We start from the raw sequence: 22,948 nt of genomic DNA, 5'->3' as shown, positions 1-22,948 counted from the left end.
TCCCCGTCGGTTTCATTGGAATATTTTTATTCCGCGAGGCTATCAGATTGCCTTGAGAATTAATCTCTTGAGCCAACTGATATACCTTCATGAATAAGGGAAATTTTTGAGCTTTGATCGAATTTAAGGAAAATACTTCCGCCTAACCTATTCGTAATGCACTTTTCAGCTCATATGCTACGTAGATTCACGACTGACCTTTTGCGGGGAGTGCGGTCTTTGAACGCCTCAACACCAAAGGCACAACAAAGGTCAGCAACAGCAGGCGGAAGACGTGGTGGGCGGCGACGAAGGTGGGGTCGAGACCGCTTTGCACGGCGATGGCGGCCATAGCCTCAACACCGCCGGGAGCGAATGCCACAAACAACAGGCTTGGGTCCAGTCCAACCAGTGGCATCACCAGCACAACCCCAAGGATTCCCATGCCAACAGTGATGAGCGTAACCACAACGCCCGCGCCAATGGCTTTGGCGAAAAGGTCAAGACTGACACCTTTGAAACGGGTTCCAATCAAAGCCCCCATCACCAGAAATGAGCTGAGCGTTGCCCAATCCGGCATCTTGCCGGGTGTGAGTGCACTCACGTGCCCCAGAGAAGACACAAGCATCCCACCGAGCAGATAGGCGGCGGGGAGTTTCATCTTTAAGAAGATGGTTCCAACGACAGCTGCCCCGAGCAACAGATAGACAGCTGAGAGCACGTTGATGTTTTGTGCAGGCAGGAAAGAAGCGCCTGTTTCTTCAAATAGCAGCGAGACAAAGAGCGGAACACAGATGGTGAGGAACAAGACCCGCGTGCTTTGTGCAAGCCCGATGCGGGTAACGTCCGCTTTGCTGCCTGCCGCCATGCTGAGGATGTAGCTCAAGTGCCCCGGAGAGGAGGCGAGTGAAGCGTTATAGGCATCGAACCCGAAAAACCGTACCAAAATCGCACGGCTGATCAGCATGCTCAGGATAAGACTGATCCCCAGTACCAAGAAGCTCGCAGGCCATGTAATCGCGGCATCGATAACGGCTGGCGTCACACCAGAACCAATGCTCGTACCCAGAACAATGAAGCAGAGCGTGCGCAGCCGGAGTGGAACGATGACTGGGGCACCCAGCAAGCCACCCAGCGAAACGGCAAGAGCGGAACCGGTGAGGGGAGCTGCCGGGAACCCGAGGAGAGAAAAAAGACCAGCCCCTGCGCCTGCAATAGCAAGCGTTATGGACAGATTGGACCAGTCTTTCTTCTCAATCACCAAAACTCAGTTTCCCAGCTGCGGTTTGATCAGTCGCTTTCAGCGGCTTCCAATTCCTGCTTGCGCACACGACGTGCACGGATGGTTGGCAAAACGACCAAAATAACAGCCAGAGCCAGCAAGCCCATGGTCATCGGGCGTTCCATGATAAAGCGAATCCCATCATAAAGCTGCATAGACCGGGAGAAATTATCTTCCAGCATGCTGCCCAGAATGAAGCCAATCAGCAGTGGCGCGAGCGGATAGTTGGCGAAGCGCAGGAGCGTTGCACATACCCCAAAGCCAACAAGCATCAGCAGTTCCGTTGCATTATTCTGCCCAATATAGGCACCCATGAGGGTGAAGAACAAAATGAACGGAATGAGGTAGGTGCGCGGTACAGCCAGCACCTTAGCGATGTAGGGGATGAGTGGCAGGTTCAGGATCAGCAGGATCACATTGCCCACATACATGGAGATGATCACGGACCAGAAAATCTCTGGCTGATCGATCATCAGGCGTGGCCCCGGTGAAACGTTCAAAGCGATCAGGGCACCGAGCAGGATCGCCGTTGTCCCGGAGCCCGGAATGCCGAGGGTCAACAGAGGAACGAAGGAACCAGTACATGCCGCATTGTTCGCAGATTCTGGAGCTGCAAGGCCTTTGACAGAGCCCTTGCCGAACTCAGCCTGTTCTTCTTTCGGCGCGATGTTGCGTTCTACCGCATAGCCGAGGAAGGACGCGATTGTTGCGCCAGCTCCCGGAAGAACCCCAATCAGGAAGCCTTGAATAGACTGGCGACCAATCACTGGTGCAATTTTCTTGGCCTCTGCCTTTGTAATACGCAGATCCTTGATGTCGCCGCTACTTCCACCAGAATTGGAACGGGATGGATCTAGCACTAGGAACAGAGCTTCAGGTAAGGCGAACATGGCCATGGCCAGCGTGATGAAACCGAAGCCCGATTGCAGATCCAGAATACCCATGGTGAAGCGTGGTTGGTTGAACAATGCCCCTTCACCAACGGTTGCCATCATCAGACCTACCAGTGTCATGAGCAGGGCTTTGCCGACCTGTCCGCTGCCCGCGAAAGCAGCGATTGCGGAAAGGCCGACCACCATCAATGCGAAGTATTCTGCAGAGTGGAAGAGCAGCGCGACGGATGCGAGCGCAGGTGCAAAAATCATCAGCAAGATGGCCCCGATACTGCCACCCGCGAATGAAGCAATCGCCGCAACTGTCAGCGCTTTGCCAGCCTTGCCCTGGCGTGCCAGCGGATAGCCATCAAAGCTTGTTGCAACAGTGGATGCCACGCCCGGCGCGTTGATGAGGATTGAGGACGTGGAGCCCCCAAAGATTGCGCCGTAATAAACGCCAGCGAGCAGAATCAAGGCTGCGGAAGGGTCACCGATAGAGATCGCCACCGGGATCATGATGGCGATGATGGACATAGGTCCAAGACCCGGCAACATGCCGATGAACGTGCCAATCAGGCAGCCGCCGATTACCATCAAAAGATTAGAAAACGAGAAGGCCGTCGAGAGGCCAACCCAAATACCGTCTAACATCGTGGCCTCCTAGTTGAAAAATGTTGGAAGAGGGCTGAGGTAAATGCCCAGTGTTTGCTGAACCAGATACCAGACACCGCCAGCAGCAATGGCTGCAACAGGCACAAGGATCACAAAACGCCGCTCTCCAAGCAGAGCAGCCGAGATCACCAGAAAGAGCAGTGTGGAGAGCAGGAAGCCAGCAGGACGAAGCAACAGAGCATAGCCCGCCATCAGAACCAGCAGGAACACGGCCTGACCAATGTTGTAGTCCCATAATCTGCTGAAATCGATTTCGTCTGCATCTGAATCTGCAGGCTTTTTCTCAAACCCGAGCAAAATGGCGAGGCTTGTGATTGCAGCCAGCACCGCAATGACTTTTGGAAACGTGCTCGGCCAGATTGGGTTAAACCGCATAAACGGTGGCAAACCAGCGTCCATCAGAAAAAACGCGGTGTATCCGTAGCTTAAACTCACTGCCAGAATGACAAGTGCAATCCATCGGTCCAGTGCCATCATCCCCTCCCGTTGGCGTGACAAGTGGATGCGCTGCCAAGAGCGCATCCATTTATTCTTATTGATTTAGAGGAAGCCCAGCTTCTTCATGAGATCGCCGATGGTCTTTTCCTGACCTTCAAGGAACGCGTGGAAGTCTTCACCAGAGTTATGGATGTTGACCCAGCCATTGCGTGCCCGCACTTCTTCCCACTCAGGGGTGTCGTACATCTTCGCAAGAGCCTCCTGATAGGCAGACACCTGTGCCTCTGGCAGGCCCGGTGCGCCGAAGAAACCACGCCAGTTGACGAACGTGGTGTCGATGCCCTGTTCCTTCATGGTTGGCGCATCTTTGTAGGCTGCAACGCGCTCATCAGCAGTGACGCCAATGATTTTCACTTCACCCGCATTGGCAAGATCAATCGCCTCGGAGAAGCCGGTAGAAAGCGCGGAGATTTCGCCAGAAAGCAGCGCCGCCATGGCCTTACCACCCGCATCATACGGAATGTACTTCACCATGGCTGCATCTTCGCCAGCTGCTTCCATCACCATGGCCGCAACAAGGTGATCCATACCGCCCGGTACAGAACCGCCACCAATTGCGGTGCCGCGTTTGTCAGCTTTATAGGCTGCAAGCAGGTCACTCATGGAGTTGATTGGGCTGTCCTTGCCAACCACGATGGCTGCATAATCACCAATGGTGCCGGCAACCAATGTCAGATCACGGAAGTTGTGTGGGAATACGCCAGTCAGTGAGCGGATCACGATTGGCGTAGAATTCACCATCAACGTACCGTGCTGGCTTGCAGCGTTCTCGATCAGATAACCGATGGCCTTACCACCGCCACCGCCGGACATATTTTCGAAAGAGGCCGTGCCTGCGAGGCCGGACTTGGTCAGTGCTTCACCTGTACCGCGTGCAGTACCGTCCCAGCCACCGCCAGCACCGCCTGGAATGAGGAAGTGAATGCTATCAACCACAGGCTCCGCAATTGAAGCCGTTGGCATGGAAAATGTCATCGCAGCCAAAGCCGCTGCCGCAACCACGCGGCGCGCCCGAATAAAACTCATTGTGTCCTCCCATTTGACAAGGGCAGCATTTGTCACCCATGACTTACGTGAAAACACGGAAACCTGACACAAACCTGTCACCTCCTTGATTTTTTGGGGAAGCAAAAGATGAGATTTCTTCTCGTTGAAGATAACGCCAAGCTGGCGACATCCATTGTCGAGCGTTTGACACTGGATGGTCATGTCGTTGATCACGCTGCTGAAATTTCTACTGCCGAGGACTACATCTCGACAGCGGATTACGACATGATTTTGCTCGATATTATGCTTCCAGATGGTGATGGGCGAGATTTTCTAAATGAACATCGAGGCCGTCAGGATGACACTCCGGTGATCGTTTTGACAGCTCGCTCAGAAGTGTCAGACAGGGTAGGGGTGCTCGATCTTGGGGCCGATGATTACATCACAAAACCCTTTGATTTCTCAGAGTTAGAGGCAAGATGCCGTGCTGTTATCCGACGCAGGTCCGGCGGCGTGACAAATGCGAAGCGATTCGGCGATCTGGTGTTTGACTCACTGGCTGGCACACTCAAAATTGGTAGCAAAACAGTGAGCCTGCGCAACAAAGAACTGCGTCTTTTGGAGATATTTTTCGGTGCACCGGACGTTATTTTCTCAAAAACCAAGCTTGTAGACAGATTATTTTCTTACGACGAAGACGTCTCGGAAAATGCCATTGAGGTCTATGTTGCCCGTTTACGCAGGCATATTTCCTCCTCCTCGGTCCAGATCATCACCGTGCGTGGACTGGGGTATCGGTTAAGCCTGACATGAACTCTGGTGCCAACATATCCGGCTCGATCCGTCGCCGCCTGACCTTGCAGCTCCTCGGCATTGCTGCCGTGCTTGCAGCGCTGCTGTTTGTGATGGTGATGACTTATGCCAAACAAGTCGCAGAAGAATCTCAGGACAACATCCTGTCAGCATCCGCCACGTCCATTTTGGACAGCGCCGCAATTCAGAGCGGGGAGGTCACGGTCGATATTCCGTATTCCGCCCTTTCCATGCTTGGCAATGTCAGTGATGACCGCGTGTTCTACCGTGTTGTCGTCAACGGAAAGTACCTCACCGGATATGAAAGCTTACCCATTGCCAAGGCATCAAAAGGGCAGGACAGTCACAGGTTCATCACCTCTCATTACCTAGGTGAGAGCATTCGTATGGTCTCTGCCACACGCCGCCTTTCCAACGCATCCGGCCCTGTTGAAGTCACTGTATCTGTGGCTCAAACACTGAAGCGTCAGCGAGAGACACTGGAGCGCATCTCCGCGAATGCCGCCTATCTCGGACTTGGGTTCTTCATCGCCGCTGCCGTGCTGGGTGTATTGACAGCTCAATCTGCCGTGCGCCCTGTCCAGACACTGGCAAACTCTGTCTCTAAAAGAGGTCCGCAGGATCTGAGGGCAGTACAAGCCCCCGTACCGGGTGAGATGGCACCGCTTGTGGTGGCGCTCAACCGTTTCATGGCACGGCTTAAGAAGTCACTCACACGCTCCGAAGAGTTCATTGCAGAAGCTGCTCACCGCATCCGCACGCCGCTTGCAGTGCTGCGAACACAAGCGGAAATTGCCTTGCGCCGCGTGGAGCGACCAGAAAACAGAGCGGCTTTGAAAGAGATGATCCGGGCCATTGATGAGAGCTCACGCGCCGCAGGCCAGTTGCTGGATCACGCCATGGTTTCCTTCCGTACCGATCATCTGGAGGTCAAGGAAATCAACCTGCTGGACCTGGCCGAAGAAACTCTTGAACGGCTGCGTCCACTGGCAGAGATGCAAGACAAAACCCTGAGCTCGCATGGTGAGGAACCACCGCCAATCTCCGGAGATGCGATCCTTATCCAAAATGCGCTGAGCAACATTTTGGACAATGCGATCAAGTACGCCCCGCAAGGCGAGGACGTACAGGTTATCGTTACCTCCGAAGACAAATGGGTTGTATTATCGGTTTATGATCAGGGCCCAGGCTTTGCTCCGGAAGACATAGACCAGTTGACGGAGCGGTTCTCGCGGGGCAAAAACGCTGAAGACACGGTCGGTTCCGGGCTTGGGCTTACAATTGCCGAAGAGGTGACACAAGCTCATGGCGGACACCTGAAACTTTCGAACAGAAAAAATGTCAGAGGCGCATGCGTATCCTTCTATTTCCCTCAGTCCTGATCGTGTTGCTGGCCTCTTTGCTTTCCGCAGGTGCCTATGAGATTGAACAGCACAAAGTGTTTCCCGCTCCGCAAGAGGGCGCGAACCTGCGTATTATCTCCAACTCAGACATCGACATTTTCTCGCCCATGGTGGTAGCGTTTCAACGCAAATACCCTAGCGTTTCTATAGACTACACTGTTGTCAGCAGCACCGAGTTGATGACAGCTCTTTATGATGAAAAACAGGTTTTTGACGTTGCCATTTCATCTGCCATGGACCTGCAGGTGAAGTTGGCGAACGACGGGTTCACCCTGCCGCACAACTCCTCAGTCGCCGGTTTGATGCCGGACTGGGCCCGCTGGCGCAATCACGTGTTCGCCTTCACGCAGGAACCAGCTTCGGTGGTCTATTCCAAATCCGCCTTTGCAGGATTGGAAGTGCCAACATCACGGCAAAATCTGATTTCAACTCTGCGCAACCATCCAGAACGCTTCCTCGACAAAGTCGGCACCTATGACATACGTCAGAGCGGCCTTGGCTTTCTGTTTGCCACGCAAGATGCCCGCACATCAGACACTTTCTGGCGTCTGAACGAGGTGATGGGCTCTCTGAACGCCCGTCTCTACTGCTGCTCCGCTGATATGATTTCTGACATCACAAAGGGCGATCTGGCCGTTGCCTACAACGTGCTCGGCTCCTATGCCTCTGCACGGGCCGCCAGTGATCCTGATATCGGCATTCTCGAACTGGAAGATTTCACCACACTCATGCTGCGCTCTGCCATCATTCCAGCGGGGGCCGAACAACCCGAAATCGCGGGCGCTTTCATAGATCATCTGATCACTGCATCCTGGAGCGAGGAGGGGGCTGACTACTACCCCTATCCAAAACTCAACCGCAACGAGATTGCCCCAAACCTATCTCTGCGAGCCATCCGCCTTGGACCAGGTCTGTTGGTTTATCAGGACAACCTGAAACGGCAACACTTCCTTCAGGAATGGCAAAACGCGATCATTCAGCAGTGAGATAAGCCAAATCAGAAGACGGAGGACTTTGTCGCTCAATCCTCTTTCACCTTGTCAGAGTTTGTGGCAAGAGGCTGCCTCCAAACCCAGCTGAGTGAAAGCCACCAATGCCTGTAGAGATCCGCCCACTGAAGAATTCAGATGCCCCAGACTGCGCACGCGTGTTTTATGATGCCGTCACGATCGGAGCAAAGGAGCATTACTCCGAGGAGCAACTCGCTGCATGGGCTGGGCCTGCACCCGCACCTGAGCGTTGGTCTGCTAAACTCCACGATATGGCTGGCTTTGTTGCTGTCAAAGACAAGTCTGTAATCGGTTTCATGACCATCGATGCAAAAGGTTACATCGAGTTCGCATTCACCAGCCCTTACCACACCCGCCAAGGTGTCGGCACCGCCATATATGATCAGCTGCAGAACTGGGCAGAACAGCGCAACATCTCGACCCTTTCAGCAGATATTAGCGTGGCTGCAAAAGCTTTCTTCGTTCACCACGACTGGCAGGTTGAGCGCGAGCAAGCACCCGATATTCGAGGGATCACGCTCACAAACTTTCTCATGACAAAGGCCTTGTCCGCGTAACATTTCATGACACCCGCCAAAGTTCCTGCGATATGCACATGGTGTCATGCCCGCAGGCCCTCAACGAATAAATGACCGACTTTGAGTTGCACTCCCAAGTACTCGCTTTTATCAGTATAAGATAAGAATGATATTTGAACTTGTTTCCGATAGCCATGATTGCGCGCACTCAAGCCATTGAATTTATGCTGCATTTCGCGGAGTGGGGTTGTTTTGTCTGATACTACCTTAAAGGCTAAATGGGGACAGATCAGCCTCCTGTTTTCAGCCAACTTTTTGTCTTTGTTGGGGAATGGCCTGTCTGCCATCGCAATACCGTGGTTTGTCTATGACCTGACGGGCAACGCTGTCATCACTGCAACAATCGCCATTGCCGGACAGCTTCCAAACATCGTTGTCGGTCTCTTCAGCGGGCCGTTGATCGACAAGTTCTCTGCCAGAACCACCAGTATTTTCTGCGATACTGTGAACGCCTTCGCCGTACTTTTGATACCACTGCTATACGCTGTTGATCTGCTGGATCTTGCTCTCCTTGGATTTCTCGTCTTCCTCTCGCAGGTCATCGATGTCCCCGGACAAACCGCAAAAAGCGTCATGATCCCGGCGTTGATTGATCGGGAAGGCTTGCCTCGCGAACGGGTGAACGGAATGAGCTCGCTTCTTGAGACTGTGGCTGACCTTCTAACCCCATCGATGGCTGGTATTCTGATCGCGGCCTTTGGCGCGACCACTGTCTTGATTTTAGACTCACTGAGTTTCCTGATGGCGCTTATGATCGTATCTTTAGGCATCAAGGCCACTCGTCAGCAAGACGCAGCAAATACAGATAGACAGCCAACAAAAGAAGTCTGGAAGTGGATGCTGTCAACACCGGGCATTTTAAAGCTTGGCCTTTATGACTTGATCATCAATACAGTAGCAGTCTCCTTGCTGTCATTGACCTTGCCAGTTCTGGCAAATTCGAATGACAAGCAAGCAGTCTGGCTTGGAATCTGGCTCACATGCTTTGCCTGCGGAACCACACTCACAACACTGGCCTACACGTTCCTGGGCCACCGAGTATCCTCACTCCGGCTCCTGCAACTCACACCCATCGGACAAGCACTCGGCCTAGCCTTGCTGCTCTGGATGTTCAGTACGGATTGGACAAGCGGCAATGTCGAGACCCCAGCAATCGTCATTTCACTGGGAATGTTTGTGTATGGTGTGAACTTGGGCGTTGGTAGCGTCGTGGATGCGACTGTGCTTCAAAAGCTCGTCCCAGAAGACAAACGCGGCATAGTCTTCTCCGCCTTCTCCTCCCTGCGCTACACCGGCGTCCCCCTAGGCCTCTTCCTCACCGGAATCCTCCTGGAACAAAACAACCCCACCCTCCTCTTCACCACCTTCATCGCCCTCCTAGCAATAAACTCACTGCTCTGGGTAAGAGGGACTCAGGAGATTTGAAGCGCAGCCCTGAAGTTCCATAATTTACATTCTGCGCCACTTATCAGACCTGACTGTGAACATTTGTAAGGCTTAGAATAAAATACCGAACTGGTAGGGGCCAGAGCCCCTATCCTTCAAACGAATGAAGCCATGTTGCGTGGTGCTCAGTCTGCCAACTCCATCTCCCTCGTGATCCGATGAGGTACTGCGGCGGTTGGTTGAGTGCCTAAAACAGTCACGCGTTCGCCAAAGCGCGAGTATGGGTAGTAATCCCAGACTGCACGATGCTGCGTGCAGCGATTATCCCAAAATACCAATGTGTCCGGCTCCCAACGTATACGGCAATTCAATGCCTGCTCGCGTTCAACGAGTTGAAAGAGCATGTTCAAAATGGCATCACTCTCATCCTCGGATAAACTTGGGATATGCGTTGTAAAACCTGAGTTCACAAAAAGCATTGGCTTGCCTGTCTCTGGATGCTTCGCAACTATTGGGTGCTCAGTTTTAGGTAGCCCTTCTGGTGGCGTGAAGCCCTTCCACGGCACGGCTCCATCGTGAATTGCAGTGAGCCCAAGTAAGAACTCTTTCATCACAGGCGACAACATCTCATAGGCCAGATGCATGTTCGCGAACAAGGTATCCCCACCGCATCCAAGCTCAGGTGTCTCATGCATGTACAACATCGAGCTATGCGAAGGGGCAGGATCAGCTGTACCATCTGTATGCCAAACCTCTCCTGCTACAAATCGAGATTTCTTACCGGCACGGATTAAGACAATCTCTGGATCATCACCATCAATATCACTCAGTGGAAGAGCACGCAGTGTACCAAACTGCCGAGCAAATTCCTTTTGTTGGTCTTTGGAGAGTTTTTGATTGCGGAACACCAGGACGTGGTTTTCAAGAAAGGCACGGTGGATCTCAGCAAACTGCTCTTTGCTTACGCCATCAGATAGATTTACTCCACAAACTTCAGCGCCAATGACCGGCGTAAGGCGGTCCAGCTGAATATGCCGGTAGGTTTCTCGAGGCGCTGCCGCAATACTTTCAATAGCTGTCAGAGCATGTTCGTGCATGAAGTTCTCTCCCTGGAAGATAGTTAAGCAATAGTTCGGAGGCCTCTAACGAGGCGTAGTAAAGCTTCACAGTAACGCCTCTCCAACTCACCAAATGCATGAGCACACGCAAAGGCATAGGCCAAAGCTTTAAACAGGCTGAGGAGAGTAGTCGTATCTGCCCCCTGCAGCGAGCCATCAGTAAACAGTTTGGCGTTTATGTTGGAATGAACTTGCGCATTTGCCCGAGCAAACGCCCTTGTGTTGGCTTCGCTGTTTAAAGTGCCATAATAATCAGCATAAGCTTCCGCAGAGCCAAACTCGCTCTCGATCATATCTTTATTGCCCGCGGCAAACTCAAGCGCACTGGAGTGTGAAACGCGGTAGGTTTTCTCCGCAACGAACGCAAGGCGAAACAGGACTAAGTAAGCATCTTCTAACGCGTTGAGCCAACACTCGGATACTGGCATATCCCCTATCGCCGCTTTGCAATGCATATCTTTGAGGCATTCCAGCTCACGGGTGCTTTCCCCACGCATCTGTGCTGCTTCAACTCCAAGCACCAGTACTGTTCGCCCCATATACGCATGGAGTCTCTGAACCGTACCATCGGTCAACAAAGACATAGTACAACTCGCCAGGTCAGCCTCAATGTGTATTTGCTCCAAATCACGCACCAACATGAGCTGATATCCTCTGACTGGAAAACGCATTCAAAATAGCCTGACCAAATGCAGTATTCCCGTGAATCGGGTCATTTTCCTGCGAGAAGTCTTCGTTCTGTAATTTATCGAAACCCGTAGTACCATCGCGAACGTCCAGAACCGGAAGGCCCAAGCGTTCTGCTTCTGCAATCATAACGTTTTGCGCTGCTTGGAAAACACTTGGCTCTGAAGTCTCAGGTACTTTCTGGGGAGGAAGAACGGCAATCACCTCAACTCCCATTTTGAGAACGGTGCGGTAGAAATCCAAAGCGCCCTGTACCATGGCACAGATAAGGCCATGAAACAGAGGGCCTTCCAGAAAGGCTGATGGCAGCGTTCCGTCAACCTCCCTGTATATCTCCCAGTTTTCAGTGGTTGCGTAAAAATGCAGCGCAAAGCCGAAAGTGCAGAGCAGTGGAACCTTTACATCCTGCAGCGAATTTGCATCGAGTTCCTCCAGAAAAGACCGATACATTTCATTGGCATAGCCACTTCGAAAAACTGGATCTTCGTTATTCCAGTCAACAAAAGGAGCTGTGAACTCGCGCCCTGCGCCCATAGGACCACCAACGAAAGGGATCCCAGCTTCTTTGGCCGCACGCCCAATTGCGCCAGCGTGGGAGTCTCCTAACAACAAGAACTGAATGTCATTTGTAATAGTCGAGTAGTTCTTCTTCACAGATGATATCCTCAGTTGGAAGGAGTGATTGCGTGCTGACGTCTGAATGGCCTTGCTGCATCTGATCAGCAGAAGAAATGCCATTAAAGAAATGACCCATTACAAATCGGACGCCGGTTGGTGTGATCGTGCGCTTGTTGGGGTTGTAAAACACTCCATTCATGGGAGGAGAAGCAACCAGTTCGTAAGAGGGAAAGTACTCGACGTTCTCATTGGAGACTTCCAACTGCCCTGCCACAGCTCTCAGAACAGACTTGGTATAGGTGGAAGCTGTTAGCACATGATGCGTCGTGAATGTCGCCGTGACCGGAACCGGTGAGACGGTGAACACCAGACGTAGGTTGGGATTGTGTCTTCCTATAAGATCGATACATTTTTGAAAATCAGAGAGTATTTCTGCAAAGGCAAAATTATGCGCTTTATGCAATCTTTCATCAAACCGGCCTTTCACTGTGCCAGGGCACATAGGATAGACAACATCTGTTGCCGTATTGAGCCAGGCCTCTGTCAAACCCATAGTGAACACGAACAGATCAGCAGAACTTATCGCTTTGCGAATAGCCACAAGGGTGTCTTCACGTGATGCCCACATGGCTTGAGGGCTTTCAAAGCCATTTGGGGAAATATTGGGCCGGAATGGATCGAAGTACCGCTCTCCATTATTCCAAGTCTCTTTAGACTGGGGGACTTCATCAAAAGCCCATTGGAGCCATTGCAACAACAAACGTGCGGTATAGATGTTTCCTGTTCTGAATGAAAAAACGCCATAGTTGTGATCAAAGGCTTCCCGAGCGCTTAAACTGTCGGGCGCGAGTTCAGCATTGTGCCAGTTCATCCCTCGCCGCTGCAGTTCTTTGCCCATGTTCTGAGAGAAACAAGACCCGGCAGTTATTATGGCCGCATCTTTCTGTATTTGAAACTTCGGGGTCCAGACCTGCGAGATCGAGAAATAGTCTCGCTCTGCGACCGATGGGCGCCAGAACTTGTTGGAAGCCAGCGAACTGTACGGGTTCATTTCACACCACTCCTCACGTGAGATGGGTCAGCAGTTCAGCTGGCCTGCTCCGCAATTTTTTCTCTTTGTCTGGTTGCACTGAGCAGCCGGAAACCCAGGTAAGCTACCGGTACGCACATTATCGCGGATGTGAGGAACAATGGCCCCCCACCGATACGTTCAATCACCATTGCTGCAGCAAATGGCACCGCAGCAGCGCCCGCATTGGAAAGCATATAAAGGCCCATATAGCTGTTCCTAAGACGCACAGGAGCGGTGCGATCCACCACTGTGGCAAACAAAGGCATGGCGATAATTTCCGCCAATGTCGCAAGTGCTATCGCAACAAGCCACAACTCCCTTACTTCGGAGCGATTGGAAGCGATCACCAGCAGACCAAGCATCAGGAAAAAGAAAGCAGCCAGAATGGCCTTGTGTTCTTCAAGCTCAACCAGCCACTTCATCAAGAACAGATGGACGATCAAAACGACGCTCGTGTTTGTAACGTTGATCGAGGCAATAATCCCATTGATATCAGGCGTTTCGAGAGACATCAGGAAAAATGTGAGGGGCTCATCTATTTGTGCGTACAAGATGACCAGGAAGAAATTTGAGATAAACAATGTCAGAAAAAGACGATCCACTACTGCTGTTTTTAACAGTGCCGAAATCGGCATTTCCTCCCTGTCTGAGACAACAATGCTTGGCGCGACACTTTTCATTATGCAGAGCGCGAGAACAGCGTACGCAACCGCACCTGCGAGAAAAGCGAAGTTTGAGTTTTGGTTTGCAAACCATAGCCCGCACAAAGGCCCTAACGCACCTGCGATATTGACCAGATAGTAGCGTATGTGAAACAGCAGTGGTCGGTCTTCATCTTTCGCTGCGCAGTCCCCCAATGCAGATCGTAAAAGCGGCTCGAGTGCACCATTGGCAACGGACATGCCCACGATAACCGCAAAATAGATCTGCTCGTCCCTGCCAAACGCCAGAACGCAATAGAGCCCTAAGATGCTCAAAGCACTGATCAGCATGATCGCGCGACGATTCAACTTGTCCGCTATAATCCCACTTACAGGCGAGGCAATAAGCGCAGCAAACGCCGACAGCGAAAAAACTACCCCAAGTTCGGCAATAGAGGTTCCGAAGTTTCGTGCCATGAGTACCGCGAAGAAAGGCCAGATCATGAACGATGCAAAGCGTGCGCAAAAGGTGCCAACCAGAATAGTTTTTGCTGGTCTCGGAAGTACCCAGAACTGACGCAGAAATGATTGCCGGTGACGTGGTACGGGCATGAAGAAAATAACCTGCTCGTTAATGAGGACGTTCGGCGCGAAAATTGCGCGGCGAGTTAGTTGCTATAGAAAACTTCGCAATCAGTGTTTGACCAGCCTTTTAGGTTGCCGATCATATCAATGTTGAGATGCTCTCCCTCAAATATGAGTGGTTCATTTGTTTCCCCAGCACGCTAACAAGATGCTTTCAGATTCGAATTATAACTTGACTTTGTGATATATTAGAAAGAATGTTTGAGCAATTAAAAATTTAATACCCGAGGCCTTAATGAATAAAATTCATCTTTACTTCCAAAAATCCGATATAAACGGACGTATGGACTGAGAGTGAGTACAAATAACTCTCAGTAATATAAATTTTTATTCAATTACACAATCAATGATAGTTGTTTCATGGAAGAAACCAATCCTCGCAACCAGGTTACGATGAACCCAGGTGACCTAGGCAATGTCGTGTCGCAAATAGAACAAGTTGTGACGAAAAATGCTTCAAAGCCAGCCTTAGTCGGGGATGGTAAGATTATCAGTTACCGCGAAATGCTTGCCGCGACAGCCCAACTAGCGAGCGTTCTGCAATCAAACGCAGTAGGGCCTGAAGTTACTGTTGGGGTGTGTATGCCTCGCACTCCAGAAGCCATAATAGCGTTGCTTGCCACTCATAAAGCTGGAGGAGTTTATGTCCCGCTGGACAATAGCCTCCCACGCAAACGGCTTGAGTTCATGCTTAAGGACAGCAAGGCCAGTATCGTTGTGTGCACTGAAGAAACGGCTTCTCTTGTGAAGGAGTTATCTGCTGAGATACCGAACTCATTGCAGATCGTTAATTATTCTAAACTGGATCCAACTCCCTTCACTAGCAGCACAAGCCAATCGGTTAATCCAGATCAGCTTGCTTACATCATCTACACCTCAGGCTCTACGGGACAGCCCAAGGGTGTCATGGTTGAACATCGTGGCCTGCTAAATCTAGTCTCTGAACAAGCACGCTGTTTTGGTCTGGATGAGACTTCTCGCGTCCTTCAGTTCGCATCTTTAGGTTTTGATGCGTCAATATCCGAAATTCTGGTAAGTTTATGTTGCGGAGCGCAGCTTCATTTTGCACCCGACGGCACGCTGTTAGCCGGAGATGCATTGAAGCAGATGGTTAGAGAAAGATGTATTTCTCATCTAACAGTGCCTCCTTCTCTTGCCAGTCGCATGGACCCGTTGGATTATTCGAGCCTAAAGACAGTGGTGGTCGCGGGCGAGGCAATGCCGTGGTCGCTCGTGGAGCGCTGGTCCGGGCACGTTAACCTGATAAATGCATATGGTCCGACTGAAAACACTGTATGCGCAACACTTTTCAAGACCAACGGTGAGACTGGTACTTCGGATACAGTTCCGATAGGCAAACCAATCTCAAACGTTGATGTCCATCTTCTCGATGGTGACCTGAAACAAGTGAAAGATGGTGAGGTCGGCACCCTGTGGCTGGGTGGTATCGGGTTAGCCCGTGGATACAAGAACCAGCCAGATCTTACTGCGAAAGTATTCCGTTCTGTCCCCGGCATTGCAACTGGCCGGCTCTATAACACAGGAGACCGCGCGCGACGACTTGCAGATGGAACGCTGGAGTTCCTCGGTCGTCTGGATGAGCAGGTCAAGGTGCGTGGCTATCGTGTTGAATTGCAGGAAGTTGAGAAGTGTTTTTCTAAGCTTGAATGCATAGAGCACGCTCATGTTACCGCGACAACAGCGGATTCAAAAGACCCGGAAATCCTCGCCTATTTCACTTCGCGAGATGGCACTCTTGTCCCTGGCGTAGACGAGTTTAAAACGAACCTCTCCGCCTTCTTGCCAAACTATATGGTACCGAGCGCGTTTATTCACCTCGATGAGTTCCCTCTAAATGTAAATGGCAAGATAGATCGAAAAGCGCTTCCAGCTCCTGACAGATATGCCCGCGGCGCGCAGTCAAATGAGCTTCCGAGCACAGAAACGCAACAGATCCTCGCTGGTTTTTGGAAAGATCTGCTCCACGTCGAAACGGTCTTTTGTAATGACACACTTCAAACTCTGGGAGGCTCTTCCCTTGATGCTGTTCAGTTTCTCACGCGGTGCCGTGAACGGTTTGGTCCAGTCCTCTCACTAGAAGACGTATTTACCGGAAAGAAACTCAGCGAACTCGCGGCAAAAATCCAAACTTCAGAAGAACCAGATAGATCCGAGAGGTCTTTGACTGATTATGATCTGGAAAGAACCACCTTCCCCGTTTCTCATCAACAAAACGGAGTGTGGTTACTGGAAAAACTAACGCCGGGCTCTCTTGCATACAACGCTCAATGCCTGATCCGGATGCAGGGCAAAGTAGATGCATCCGCGTTGCAGTCAGCATTGGACCTGATTGTCGAGCGTCATGAGATTTTTCGCACCACGTTTCACGAAGATGCTTCTGGTACGACCTGTCAGAAAGTTCATCAACCTGTGCCTGCCCGATTGGATCTGGTGGACCTGAACACCTCAATGGATAGCCCAGAGCTCTGGAAGGTTGTCGATCGCGAGGTCTCAAAACCCTTTGACACCAGCTGCTTGCCATTGGCTCGCTGGGTATTGTTCAAGCTTGATGATGACTCCTCCGCACTCTTGCACATTGAACATCACCTTGTTCATGACGGTTGGAGCGCGAATATCTTTCTTTCAGAGTTCCTAGAGGCTTATGAGGCTTTCGCAGATAGAGCACTGCCCAATCTCGCGCCTGTCCCTGCCCAGTACCGGCATTACGTGGGATGGCAGCAGAGTGAGGACGCAGAGAGAACCTATGAAAAACAGCTGGCCTATTGGGAAGAGCAACTCTCAGGCGCCAACTTTACTCTCGCTCTCCCAACAGATGCCTCGCGCCCAGAAACCATGTCGTTCAAAGGCAAACAGTCCCGTTTGGAACTAACAGGGACGCTGCTTCAAAAACTGGAAGCTTACTGTAAGGCCAGTGGTCACACAGATTATACTGTGCTTCTCGGTGTCTTCCATCTTCTACTCTCCCGCTACACAGGTCAAAAAGATCTACTCACAGGCAGCGCCGTCGCAAACCGGAAAACCAGCTTTTCAGAACATATGCTGGGCATGTTTGTGAACAGTGTCGTTATTCGCTCCGATCTGTCTAACAACCCAAGTTTTTCCGAGTATCTGAACCGACTGCGAAGCACACTCTCCAATGCTTATGACAATGAAGAAGTGCCGTTTGAACGAGTTGTCCGAGCGCTGCAGCCTGAACGGGACCTTTCCAGAAACCCCATCTTCCAAGTTGGTTTTAGCTACCACAACTCAAAGGTACCAGAGCTCGCACGAAATGATCTGAACGTATCGCTGTACGAAGCCTACAGCAACAACTCTGCCAAATTTGATATTGAGGTGGTTATTCTACCTCGTTCCTCTGACAGCTCTGATATCCCGGCGCTGACTCTTTTGTGGAACTATGCAACTGACCTCTTTCAGCCTCAAACCATAGAACGCATGCAGGAAAATTTCTTCGCATTGCTGGAGCAGTGTTTATCTGAGCCGAGCCTGTCAGTTGCCAGTTTCAGCGCAGTTTGCGAAGAAGAACGAAAGCATCTGCTCTCGCTCAGCAAGCCTACCCAACCGACCAAGACCAGTGCGCCAAGCGCGGTCGTACATAGACTGGAACAGCTCGCAAAATCCCAGCCTCAGCACACCGCGATCCTTCAGGATGAAACATCCCTTTCCTACGGTGAATTAGAAAAGCAAGCGTCATGCTTGGCCATGAAACTACGTGTTCATGGTGTAGGTAAGGAGAAGCTGGTCGGCGTTTGTATGGAACGAAACACCGATTTGATCGTGGCACTGCTGGCAGTCTGGAAAGCTGGTGGAGCATATCTTCCAATCGATCCCGCACTACCAGAAGCGCGAATGGCCTTTATTCTTCAGGACAGTGCGCCAGATTTGATTTTATGCTGCCGTGCAACACACCAATCTCTTGCAAGTTTGCCAGACAATCAAAATCTCCATCTTTTTGAAGCTCTTGAAGAAAACACAGACCACTCAGTGCCGAAAGGTCTTGAGCTGGAGCCTGTCTGTTCTGAGGATCTTGCCTATGTCATCTACACCTCAGGATCTACCGGGCAACCCAAAGGCGTTCAAATTGAACATCGGCACATTGCACGTCTGATTGACACCTGCCAGCCTCTGTTCAACTTCACATCTTCCGATGTCTGGTCTTTCTTTCATTCCTACGCGTTTGACTTTTCGGTCTGGGAGATATGGGGAGCTCTTTCTACGGGCGGCTCTGTGGCAATTGTGCCAGACGATGTGCGCCGTGATCCCGCTCAGTTCTACACTTTATGCTGCAAACAAGGGGTAACAGTTCTCAGTCAAACACCTTCCGCCTTTCGTGCTTTCATGGTGGCACAGGCCGAAGCCAACACGCCACATGCGTTGCGCTCGGTTGTGTTTGGTGGTGAAGCCCTTGCAACACCGATGCTCAAAAACTGGTTCAATAACCCTGGCAATGCGGACTGTCAGATGGTGAACATGTACGGGATCACAGAAACCACCGTACATGTTTCATATATGGAGCTCACGGCTGAGAACAATTATCGCTATTCAGAAGGCAGCCCCATTGGCCGCCAGTTGGATGACCTGAGCCTTCATGTACTGGATGATAACCTCATGCCTGTGCCTTTTGGTGCAACTGGAGAGCTATACGTTGGTGGAGCGGGCGTTGCTCGAGGTTACCTTAACCGTCCTGCTTTAAACGCGGAACGGTTTATTGAGAGCCCTCTTTCGCTTGCAGATCGCCTGTATAAAACAGGAGATTTAGCAAGGTATGCAACTGACGGCACCTTGTTGTATCTGGGCCGCAACGACAGTCAGGTGAAAGTGCGCGGATACCGCATCGAACTGGGCGAAGTCGAAGCCGCTCTCGCCACCCACGATGAGCTTCAGCACGTTGTAATCACCTGCAGAAATGAAGCCACAAGCGATGCCCTGCTGGTCGCCTACTATGTGCCCGTGGCACAAAGAACAGGCTTGGACTCCAGCGCGCTACATTCTTTTGCAGCTAATCTTCTGCCAAACTACATGGTGCCCTCAGTATTCGTGGAGTTAGAGGCGTTACCGCTGACCCAAAACGGTAAACTGGACCACAAAGCGCTTGAAAGATACAACGTTACACAGACCAAAAGCAAAACCTTCGTAGGTCCAGAGGGGGACCGCGAAACGCTGTTAGCTCAGGTTTGGGCGGATATCTTAAAGGTCAAACAGGTTGGCCGCTTTGACAACTTTTTCGAGCTTGGTGGTCACTCACTCTTAGCTGCAAGAGTGCAGGCCTCTCTGCATGCAAAAGGCTTCCATCTGGCAGCGGTGGATTTGCTACGCAGGCCAGTGCTCAAGGATCTTGCGCAACACATTCAATCCAGCGTTCAACAGAGCGCAACTGCTGGAAAAACCGGCACCAACCAAAGCCCAATGTCTATCTCCGGCCTTTCGCAAATGCAGATCGAGCATGTTGCAGGCTCGGTGCCCGGTGGCATCCAAAATGTAAAAGACATTTACCCTCTGACACCATTACAGGAAGGTATTTACTTCCATCATCGGCTTTCAGAACAAGGGGACCCATATTTGCTCTGGGGCCTGATGGCATTTGAGACCGCTGAAGCATTGCAGAGCTATCTGACTGCCCTGCAGAAGGCCATGGATCGCCACGACATATTGCGCACAGTGTTTGTGTCCGAAGGGCTGGAAAAGCCACTTCAGGTTGTTCTCAAGACTGTTGAGCTGAAAACCTGCGAGTTGGAGACTGATAGCCTCGAAGGGGCTGGAGATGCAGTTGCAAAGCTTCAGGCCTTGTTTGATCCACGAGTAACAAAAGTTGATCTTCGCGAGCCTTCCCTTCTTCGCGTTCATTATTGCTACGATGCTGACAACAAACGCTGGTTGGCTCTCAAACTGTTCCACCACATTATCGACGACAACACATCGCTCAAGCAGCTGAATGCTGAGGTCAAAGCATTCATGATGGGGCAAGGTGAGACGTTGCCTTCCCCTGTTCAGTTTGGAGAATATGTTGCGTTCCAACAGGGGCAGAGCCGCAAGGAGGACACACACAACTTCTTTCGTGACCTGTTCACTGGGTTTGAAAGCGCCACGGCACCCTTCGGTCTTACAGGTGAGCATGTTCATGGTGCAGATCTGGATACTGATAGCACCAGTACCGACAGCGCGCTGACTATGGACATCAGAGAACTTGCCAGCCGATTAGGGGTGAGTACAGCTTCAGTGTTTCATTTCGTCTGGGCTCTGGTCATGGCAAGGTGTTCTGGGCAGGAAGATATTTGCTTTGCCACAGTTCTCCTTGGTCGATTGCAGGGGCTCGAAAATGCTGAGCGGATACTGGGGCCCTTCATCAACACCCTCCCCTTACGCATCCAGCTTGCTGACCGGGATTGGGTGAGCGCCCTTCGTGCTGTCCACCAGACACTTGTCGATCTGACGCACCACGAGTTCTCCTCGCTAACCGATGCGATTGAAGCCAGTGGAGTGGACCGTGCTACACCACTCATCACTTCGTTGATCAACTTTCGCCATGCCGAGCTTCTGTCGGATGGGTCTCAAGGCACCTCTCATCGCGACTTACCAGGCGCCACGTACCTCGCCGGCCATTATGGCACCAGTTACCCGTTCAACCTGACCATTGATGACTTCGGGGGGACATTCAAAGTCCAGATACAGGCCCCACATGGTTGCAATGCATCTGCACTTTTGAGGATGACACTGGAGGGACTGCAACACCTCACAAAAGTCTATCCAGAGGCTGAAACGACACCAACACATCAACTTGTTGGTTTGGATCGGGATCTGGAGACCAAGCTCCTTGAATGTGCAGCAGGGCCAGAGTTTTCGGAGAGTTCAACCACACTCCATGGCGGCTTTGAAGCCGCTGCTGCAGCACACGGTGCTCAGGTTGCCTTGACCACTGATGAACTCCAACTCACTTATGCTCAGGTGAACAGCCGGGCCAACAAGCTTGCCAGATACCTGGTTTCCAAAGGCGTTGGATATCAAGACCGTGTTGCGGTGTGCATGCTAAAAACCGCTGATGCTGTTATCGCACTCCTCGCCATCCTGAAAACCGGCGCAGCCTATGTCCCAGTTGATGCAACTTACCCCTTTGAGCGCATCACTTACCTGATTGAAGACAGCACTCCAGCTCTGGTTCTGTGTGACGATGTCACCCTGCCTCAAATGGCAGAAATGGGTGTTTCTGAGAAGCTGATCAATCTGGATCAGCCTGATCCATGCTGGCAGGTGCTTGGCGAAGACAACTTGAATGTATCGGTTTCCCGCGAAGACACAGCTTATGTGATCTACACCTCTGGCACCACGGGCAAACCCAAGGGCGTGATGGTACCACACAAAGGTCCCGCTAATCTCGTTGCATGGTTCCAGCAGCAAGGACAAATCACGCAGCAAGACAGAGTTCTCCTGTCCACCTCTCTTACCTTTGACATCTCAGTGGTTGAGATATTCGCCAGCCTTACCTGTGGTGCAAGCATGATTGTGGCAGACCGCTCCCGCCTACTGGAAGGTTCGTATCTGGTTGAGCTCATCCGTGTGTACCAGGTCACAGTCTGTCAGTTCGTCCCTTCTCTATTGGGCTTCTTCCTGTCATGTGAAGGCGCTGATACTTGCTCGAGCCTACGGTCTGTGCTGTGCGGTGGTGAGGCTTTTTCTTCCTATCTAGCAAAGCGCTGTTTCGAAGTACTGGGGCCCGTGCGGCTGCAGAACCTTTATGGACCTACTGAGGCAAGCATATATTGCACAGCGCAAGAGGTTGAACATCACGCAGATTATCCGCCAGTTGTTCCTATAGGCCGCCCCATCGCAGGCATGACGATGCATGTTCTGGATCAACATCTGGCACTTGCCGCCCCCGGTGTGGCGGGGGATCTTTATGTTGCTGGCCCAGGTGTTGCAACCGGATATCTGAACCGCCCTGAACTCACAGCAGAACGTTTTATTGATAGCCCGTTCAAAGCTGGAGAGCGCCTTTATAAGACTGGTGATGTTGGGCGCTATCTGAAAGATGGCACCATTGAGTATTTAGGGCGAGATGACTTCCAGATCAAAGTGCGTGGCTATCGGATCGAGCCCGGCGAGATCGAACATGCCTTGTGTCGGAGCGAGGGCGTGTCCAATGCTGTCGTCGTGGCCCATCAGGATCAGGCCAAAGACACGCAGCTGGTTGCCTATGTATGCCCTGATAAAGGCGTTGGCCAACTAGATCCTGCTGCATTGCGTACCATCCTTGCCAGCCAATTGCCGGAGTATATGGTGCCGGGGCTTTATGTGCAGCTGGATACCTTGCCTTTGACGTCTAACGGCAAAATAGACCGTAGCCAGCTTCCTGAGCCCGATAGCGGCAGCGTTCAGCCGATCACCAGTTACGTGCCTCCTGAAACCCCAATGGAAGAGGAGCTTGCACGTATCTGGGCCGAAGTTCTGCAGCTGGAGCGTGTCGGCATACGCGACAACTTCTTCGACATTGGCGGACATTCTCTTCGAGCCACACGCATTATTGCCCGAATGCATGATGTGTTGGGAATGGAAGTGCCGCTGCGCATCTTTTTCGAGCGCCCCACCATTGAGCAGACACTCGATTACATTTTTGAAGAGCTGGAAGCAGCCGAAGAATATTCCTGACGCAGAAGCAGATTGTCAGCGTC

General features: G+C 51.6%; 15 protein-coding genes. 6 read left to right on the top strand and 9 right to left on the bottom strand.

The genetic code is table 11. The annotated features are described in order from the left end of the window. Positions 1–187: 187 nt before the first annotated feature. The 4 genes from PsAD13_RS25690 to PsAD13_RS25675 form a co-directional block, all read right to left on the bottom strand. Positions 188–1,240 carry an AbrB family transcriptional regulator gene (locus PsAD13_RS25690; RefSeq protein WP_208986942.1) on the bottom strand — a complete coding sequence of 351 codons (1,053 nt, stop codon included), beginning with the start codon at positions 1,238–1,240 and terminating at the stop codon, positions 188–190. A 29-nt stretch (positions 1,241–1,269) separates the two neighbouring features. Continuing rightward, a complete protein-coding gene (locus tag PsAD13_RS25685; RefSeq protein WP_063319910.1) occupies positions 1,270–2,787 on the bottom strand; it encodes a tripartite tricarboxylate transporter permease in 1,518 nt (505 codons plus the stop codon). A 9-nt stretch (positions 2,788–2,796) separates the two neighbouring features. After that, positions 2,797–3,282 carry a tripartite tricarboxylate transporter TctB family protein gene (locus tag PsAD13_RS25680; RefSeq protein WP_063296019.1) on the bottom strand — a complete coding sequence of 162 codons (486 nt, stop codon included), beginning with the start codon at positions 3,280–3,282 and terminating at the stop codon, positions 2,797–2,799. Between the two features lie 66 nt (positions 3,283–3,348). Then, on the bottom strand, positions 3,349–4,332 hold the full coding sequence (locus tag PsAD13_RS25675; RefSeq protein ID WP_063319909.1) for a tripartite tricarboxylate transporter substrate-binding protein: 984 nt from the start codon (positions 4,330–4,332) through the stop codon (positions 3,349–3,351). Between the two features lie 108 nt (positions 4,333–4,440). Between PsAD13_RS25675 and PsAD13_RS25670 the strand changes: the two genes are divergently transcribed. From PsAD13_RS25670 to PsAD13_RS25650, 5 genes are all read left to right on the top strand, one after another. Further along, a complete protein-coding gene (locus tag PsAD13_RS25670) occupies positions 4,441–5,106 on the top strand; it encodes a response regulator transcription factor (RefSeq protein ID WP_057461447.1) in 666 nt (221 codons plus the stop codon). Further along, complete coding sequence (locus PsAD13_RS25665) at positions 5,103–6,488, top strand: sensor histidine kinase (protein ID WP_063319908.1); 1,386 nt, start codon at positions 5,103–5,105, stop codon at positions 6,486–6,488. The genes PsAD13_RS25670 and PsAD13_RS25665 overlap by 4 nt, the downstream gene beginning before the upstream one ends. Continuing rightward, the gene (locus PsAD13_RS25660; protein WP_057461449.1) at positions 6,458–7,495 is read left to right on the top strand and encodes an ABC transporter substrate-binding protein; all 1,038 of its coding nucleotides are present in this window, start codon (positions 6,458–6,460) and stop codon (positions 7,493–7,495) included. Before PsAD13_RS25665 ends, PsAD13_RS25660 begins: the two co-directional genes overlap by 31 nt. Positions 7,496–7,602: 107 nt before the next feature. Continuing rightward, positions 7,603–8,076, top strand: a complete 474-nt coding sequence (locus PsAD13_RS25655; protein ID WP_063319907.1) for a GNAT family N-acetyltransferase — start codon at positions 7,603–7,605, stop codon at positions 8,074–8,076. A 213-nt stretch (positions 8,077–8,289) separates the two neighbouring features. After that, positions 8,290–9,522, top strand: a complete 1,233-nt coding sequence (locus PsAD13_RS25650) for an MFS transporter (protein WP_063319906.1) — start codon at positions 8,290–8,292, stop codon at positions 9,520–9,522. 146 nt (positions 9,523–9,668) lie between these two features. Here PsAD13_RS25650 and PsAD13_RS25645 read toward each other — a convergent pair whose 3' ends face one another. Genes PsAD13_RS25645 through PsAD13_RS25625 form a run of 5 tightly spaced genes read right to left on the bottom strand, consistent with a single transcriptional unit; the run spans position 9,669 to position 14,231 of the window. Continuing rightward, positions 9,669–10,580, bottom strand: coding sequence for a TauD/TfdA family dioxygenase (locus PsAD13_RS25645; RefSeq protein WP_063319905.1), 912 nt, complete (start codon positions 10,578–10,580; stop codon positions 9,669–9,671). Between the two features lie 23 nt (positions 10,581–10,603). Then, entirely contained in the window at positions 10,604–11,185 is a 582-nt protein-coding gene (locus PsAD13_RS25640) for a hypothetical protein (RefSeq protein WP_153040975.1), read from the bottom strand. Between the two features lie 43 nt (positions 11,186–11,228). After that, positions 11,229–11,942, bottom strand: coding sequence for a hypothetical protein (locus PsAD13_RS25635; protein ID WP_063319903.1), 714 nt, complete (start codon positions 11,940–11,942; stop codon positions 11,229–11,231). Continuing rightward, on the bottom strand, positions 11,911–12,957 hold the full coding sequence (locus PsAD13_RS25630) for a GSCFA domain-containing protein (protein ID WP_063319902.1): 1,047 nt from the start codon (positions 12,955–12,957) through the stop codon (positions 11,911–11,913). Before PsAD13_RS25630 ends, PsAD13_RS25635 begins: the two co-directional genes overlap by 32 nt. A 35-nt stretch (positions 12,958–12,992) precedes the next feature. Next, positions 12,993–14,231 carry an MFS transporter gene (locus PsAD13_RS25625; RefSeq protein ID WP_084404834.1) on the bottom strand — a complete coding sequence of 413 codons (1,239 nt, stop codon included), beginning with the start codon at positions 14,229–14,231 and terminating at the stop codon, positions 12,993–12,995. Between the two features lie 393 nt (positions 14,232–14,624). Here PsAD13_RS25625 and PsAD13_RS25615 point away from each other — a divergent pair, with 393 nt between their 5' ends. Next, positions 14,625–22,925, top strand: coding sequence for a non-ribosomal peptide synthetase (locus PsAD13_RS25615; protein WP_063319900.1), 8,301 nt, complete (start codon positions 14,625–14,627; stop codon positions 22,923–22,925). Positions 22,926–22,948: the final 23 nt, after the last annotated feature.

Source organism: Pseudovibrio sp. Ad13 (assembly GCF_001623225.1).
GTDB lineage: Bacteria > Pseudomonadota > Alphaproteobacteria > Rhizobiales > Stappiaceae > Pseudovibrio.
Note: the sequence above shows the minus strand (reverse complement) of the source record. Positions and strands in the feature narration are given on the sequence as shown.

Bases quoted from the DNA above. Each gene is read 5' to 3' on its own strand.
- PsAD13_RS25685 (WP_063319910.1), bottom strand. From the start codon at position 2,787: ATGTTAGACGGTATTTGGGTTGGCCTCTCGACGGCCTTCTCGTTTTCT.
- PsAD13_RS25680 (WP_063296019.1), bottom strand. From the start codon at position 3,282: ATGGCACTGGACCGATGGATTGCACTTGTCATTCTGGCAGTGAGTTTA.
- PsAD13_RS25675 (WP_063319909.1), bottom strand. From the start codon at position 4,332: ATGAGTTTTATTCGGGCGCGCCGCGTGGTTGCGGCAGCGGCTTTGGCT.
- PsAD13_RS25670 (WP_057461447.1), top strand. From the start codon at position 4,441: ATGAGATTTCTTCTCGTTGAAGATAACGCCAAGCTGGCGACATCCATT.
- PsAD13_RS25665 (WP_063319908.1), top strand. From the start codon at position 5,103: ATGAACTCTGGTGCCAACATATCCGGCTCGATCCGTCGCCGCCTGACC.
- PsAD13_RS25660 (WP_057461449.1), top strand. From the start codon at position 6,458: ATGCGTATCCTTCTATTTCCCTCAGTCCTGATCGTGTTGCTGGCCTCT.
- PsAD13_RS25655 (WP_063319907.1), top strand. From the start codon at position 7,603: ATGCCTGTAGAGATCCGCCCACTGAAGAATTCAGATGCCCCAGACTGC.
- PsAD13_RS25645 (WP_063319905.1), bottom strand. From the start codon at position 10,580: ATGCACGAACATGCTCTGACAGCTATTGAAAGTATTGCGGCAGCGCCT.
- PsAD13_RS25640 (WP_153040975.1), bottom strand. From the start codon at position 11,185: ATGTCTTTGTTGACCGATGGTACGGTTCAGAGACTCCATGCGTATATG.
- PsAD13_RS25630 (WP_063319902.1), bottom strand. From the start codon at position 12,957: ATGAACCCGTACAGTTCGCTGGCTTCCAACAAGTTCTGGCGCCCATCG.
- PsAD13_RS25625 (WP_084404834.1), bottom strand. From the start codon at position 14,231: ATGCCCGTACCACGTCACCGGCAATCATTTCTGCGTCAGTTCTGGGTA.
- PsAD13_RS25615 (WP_063319900.1), top strand. From the start codon at position 14,625: ATGGAAGAAACCAATCCTCGCAACCAGGTTACGATGAACCCAGGTGAC.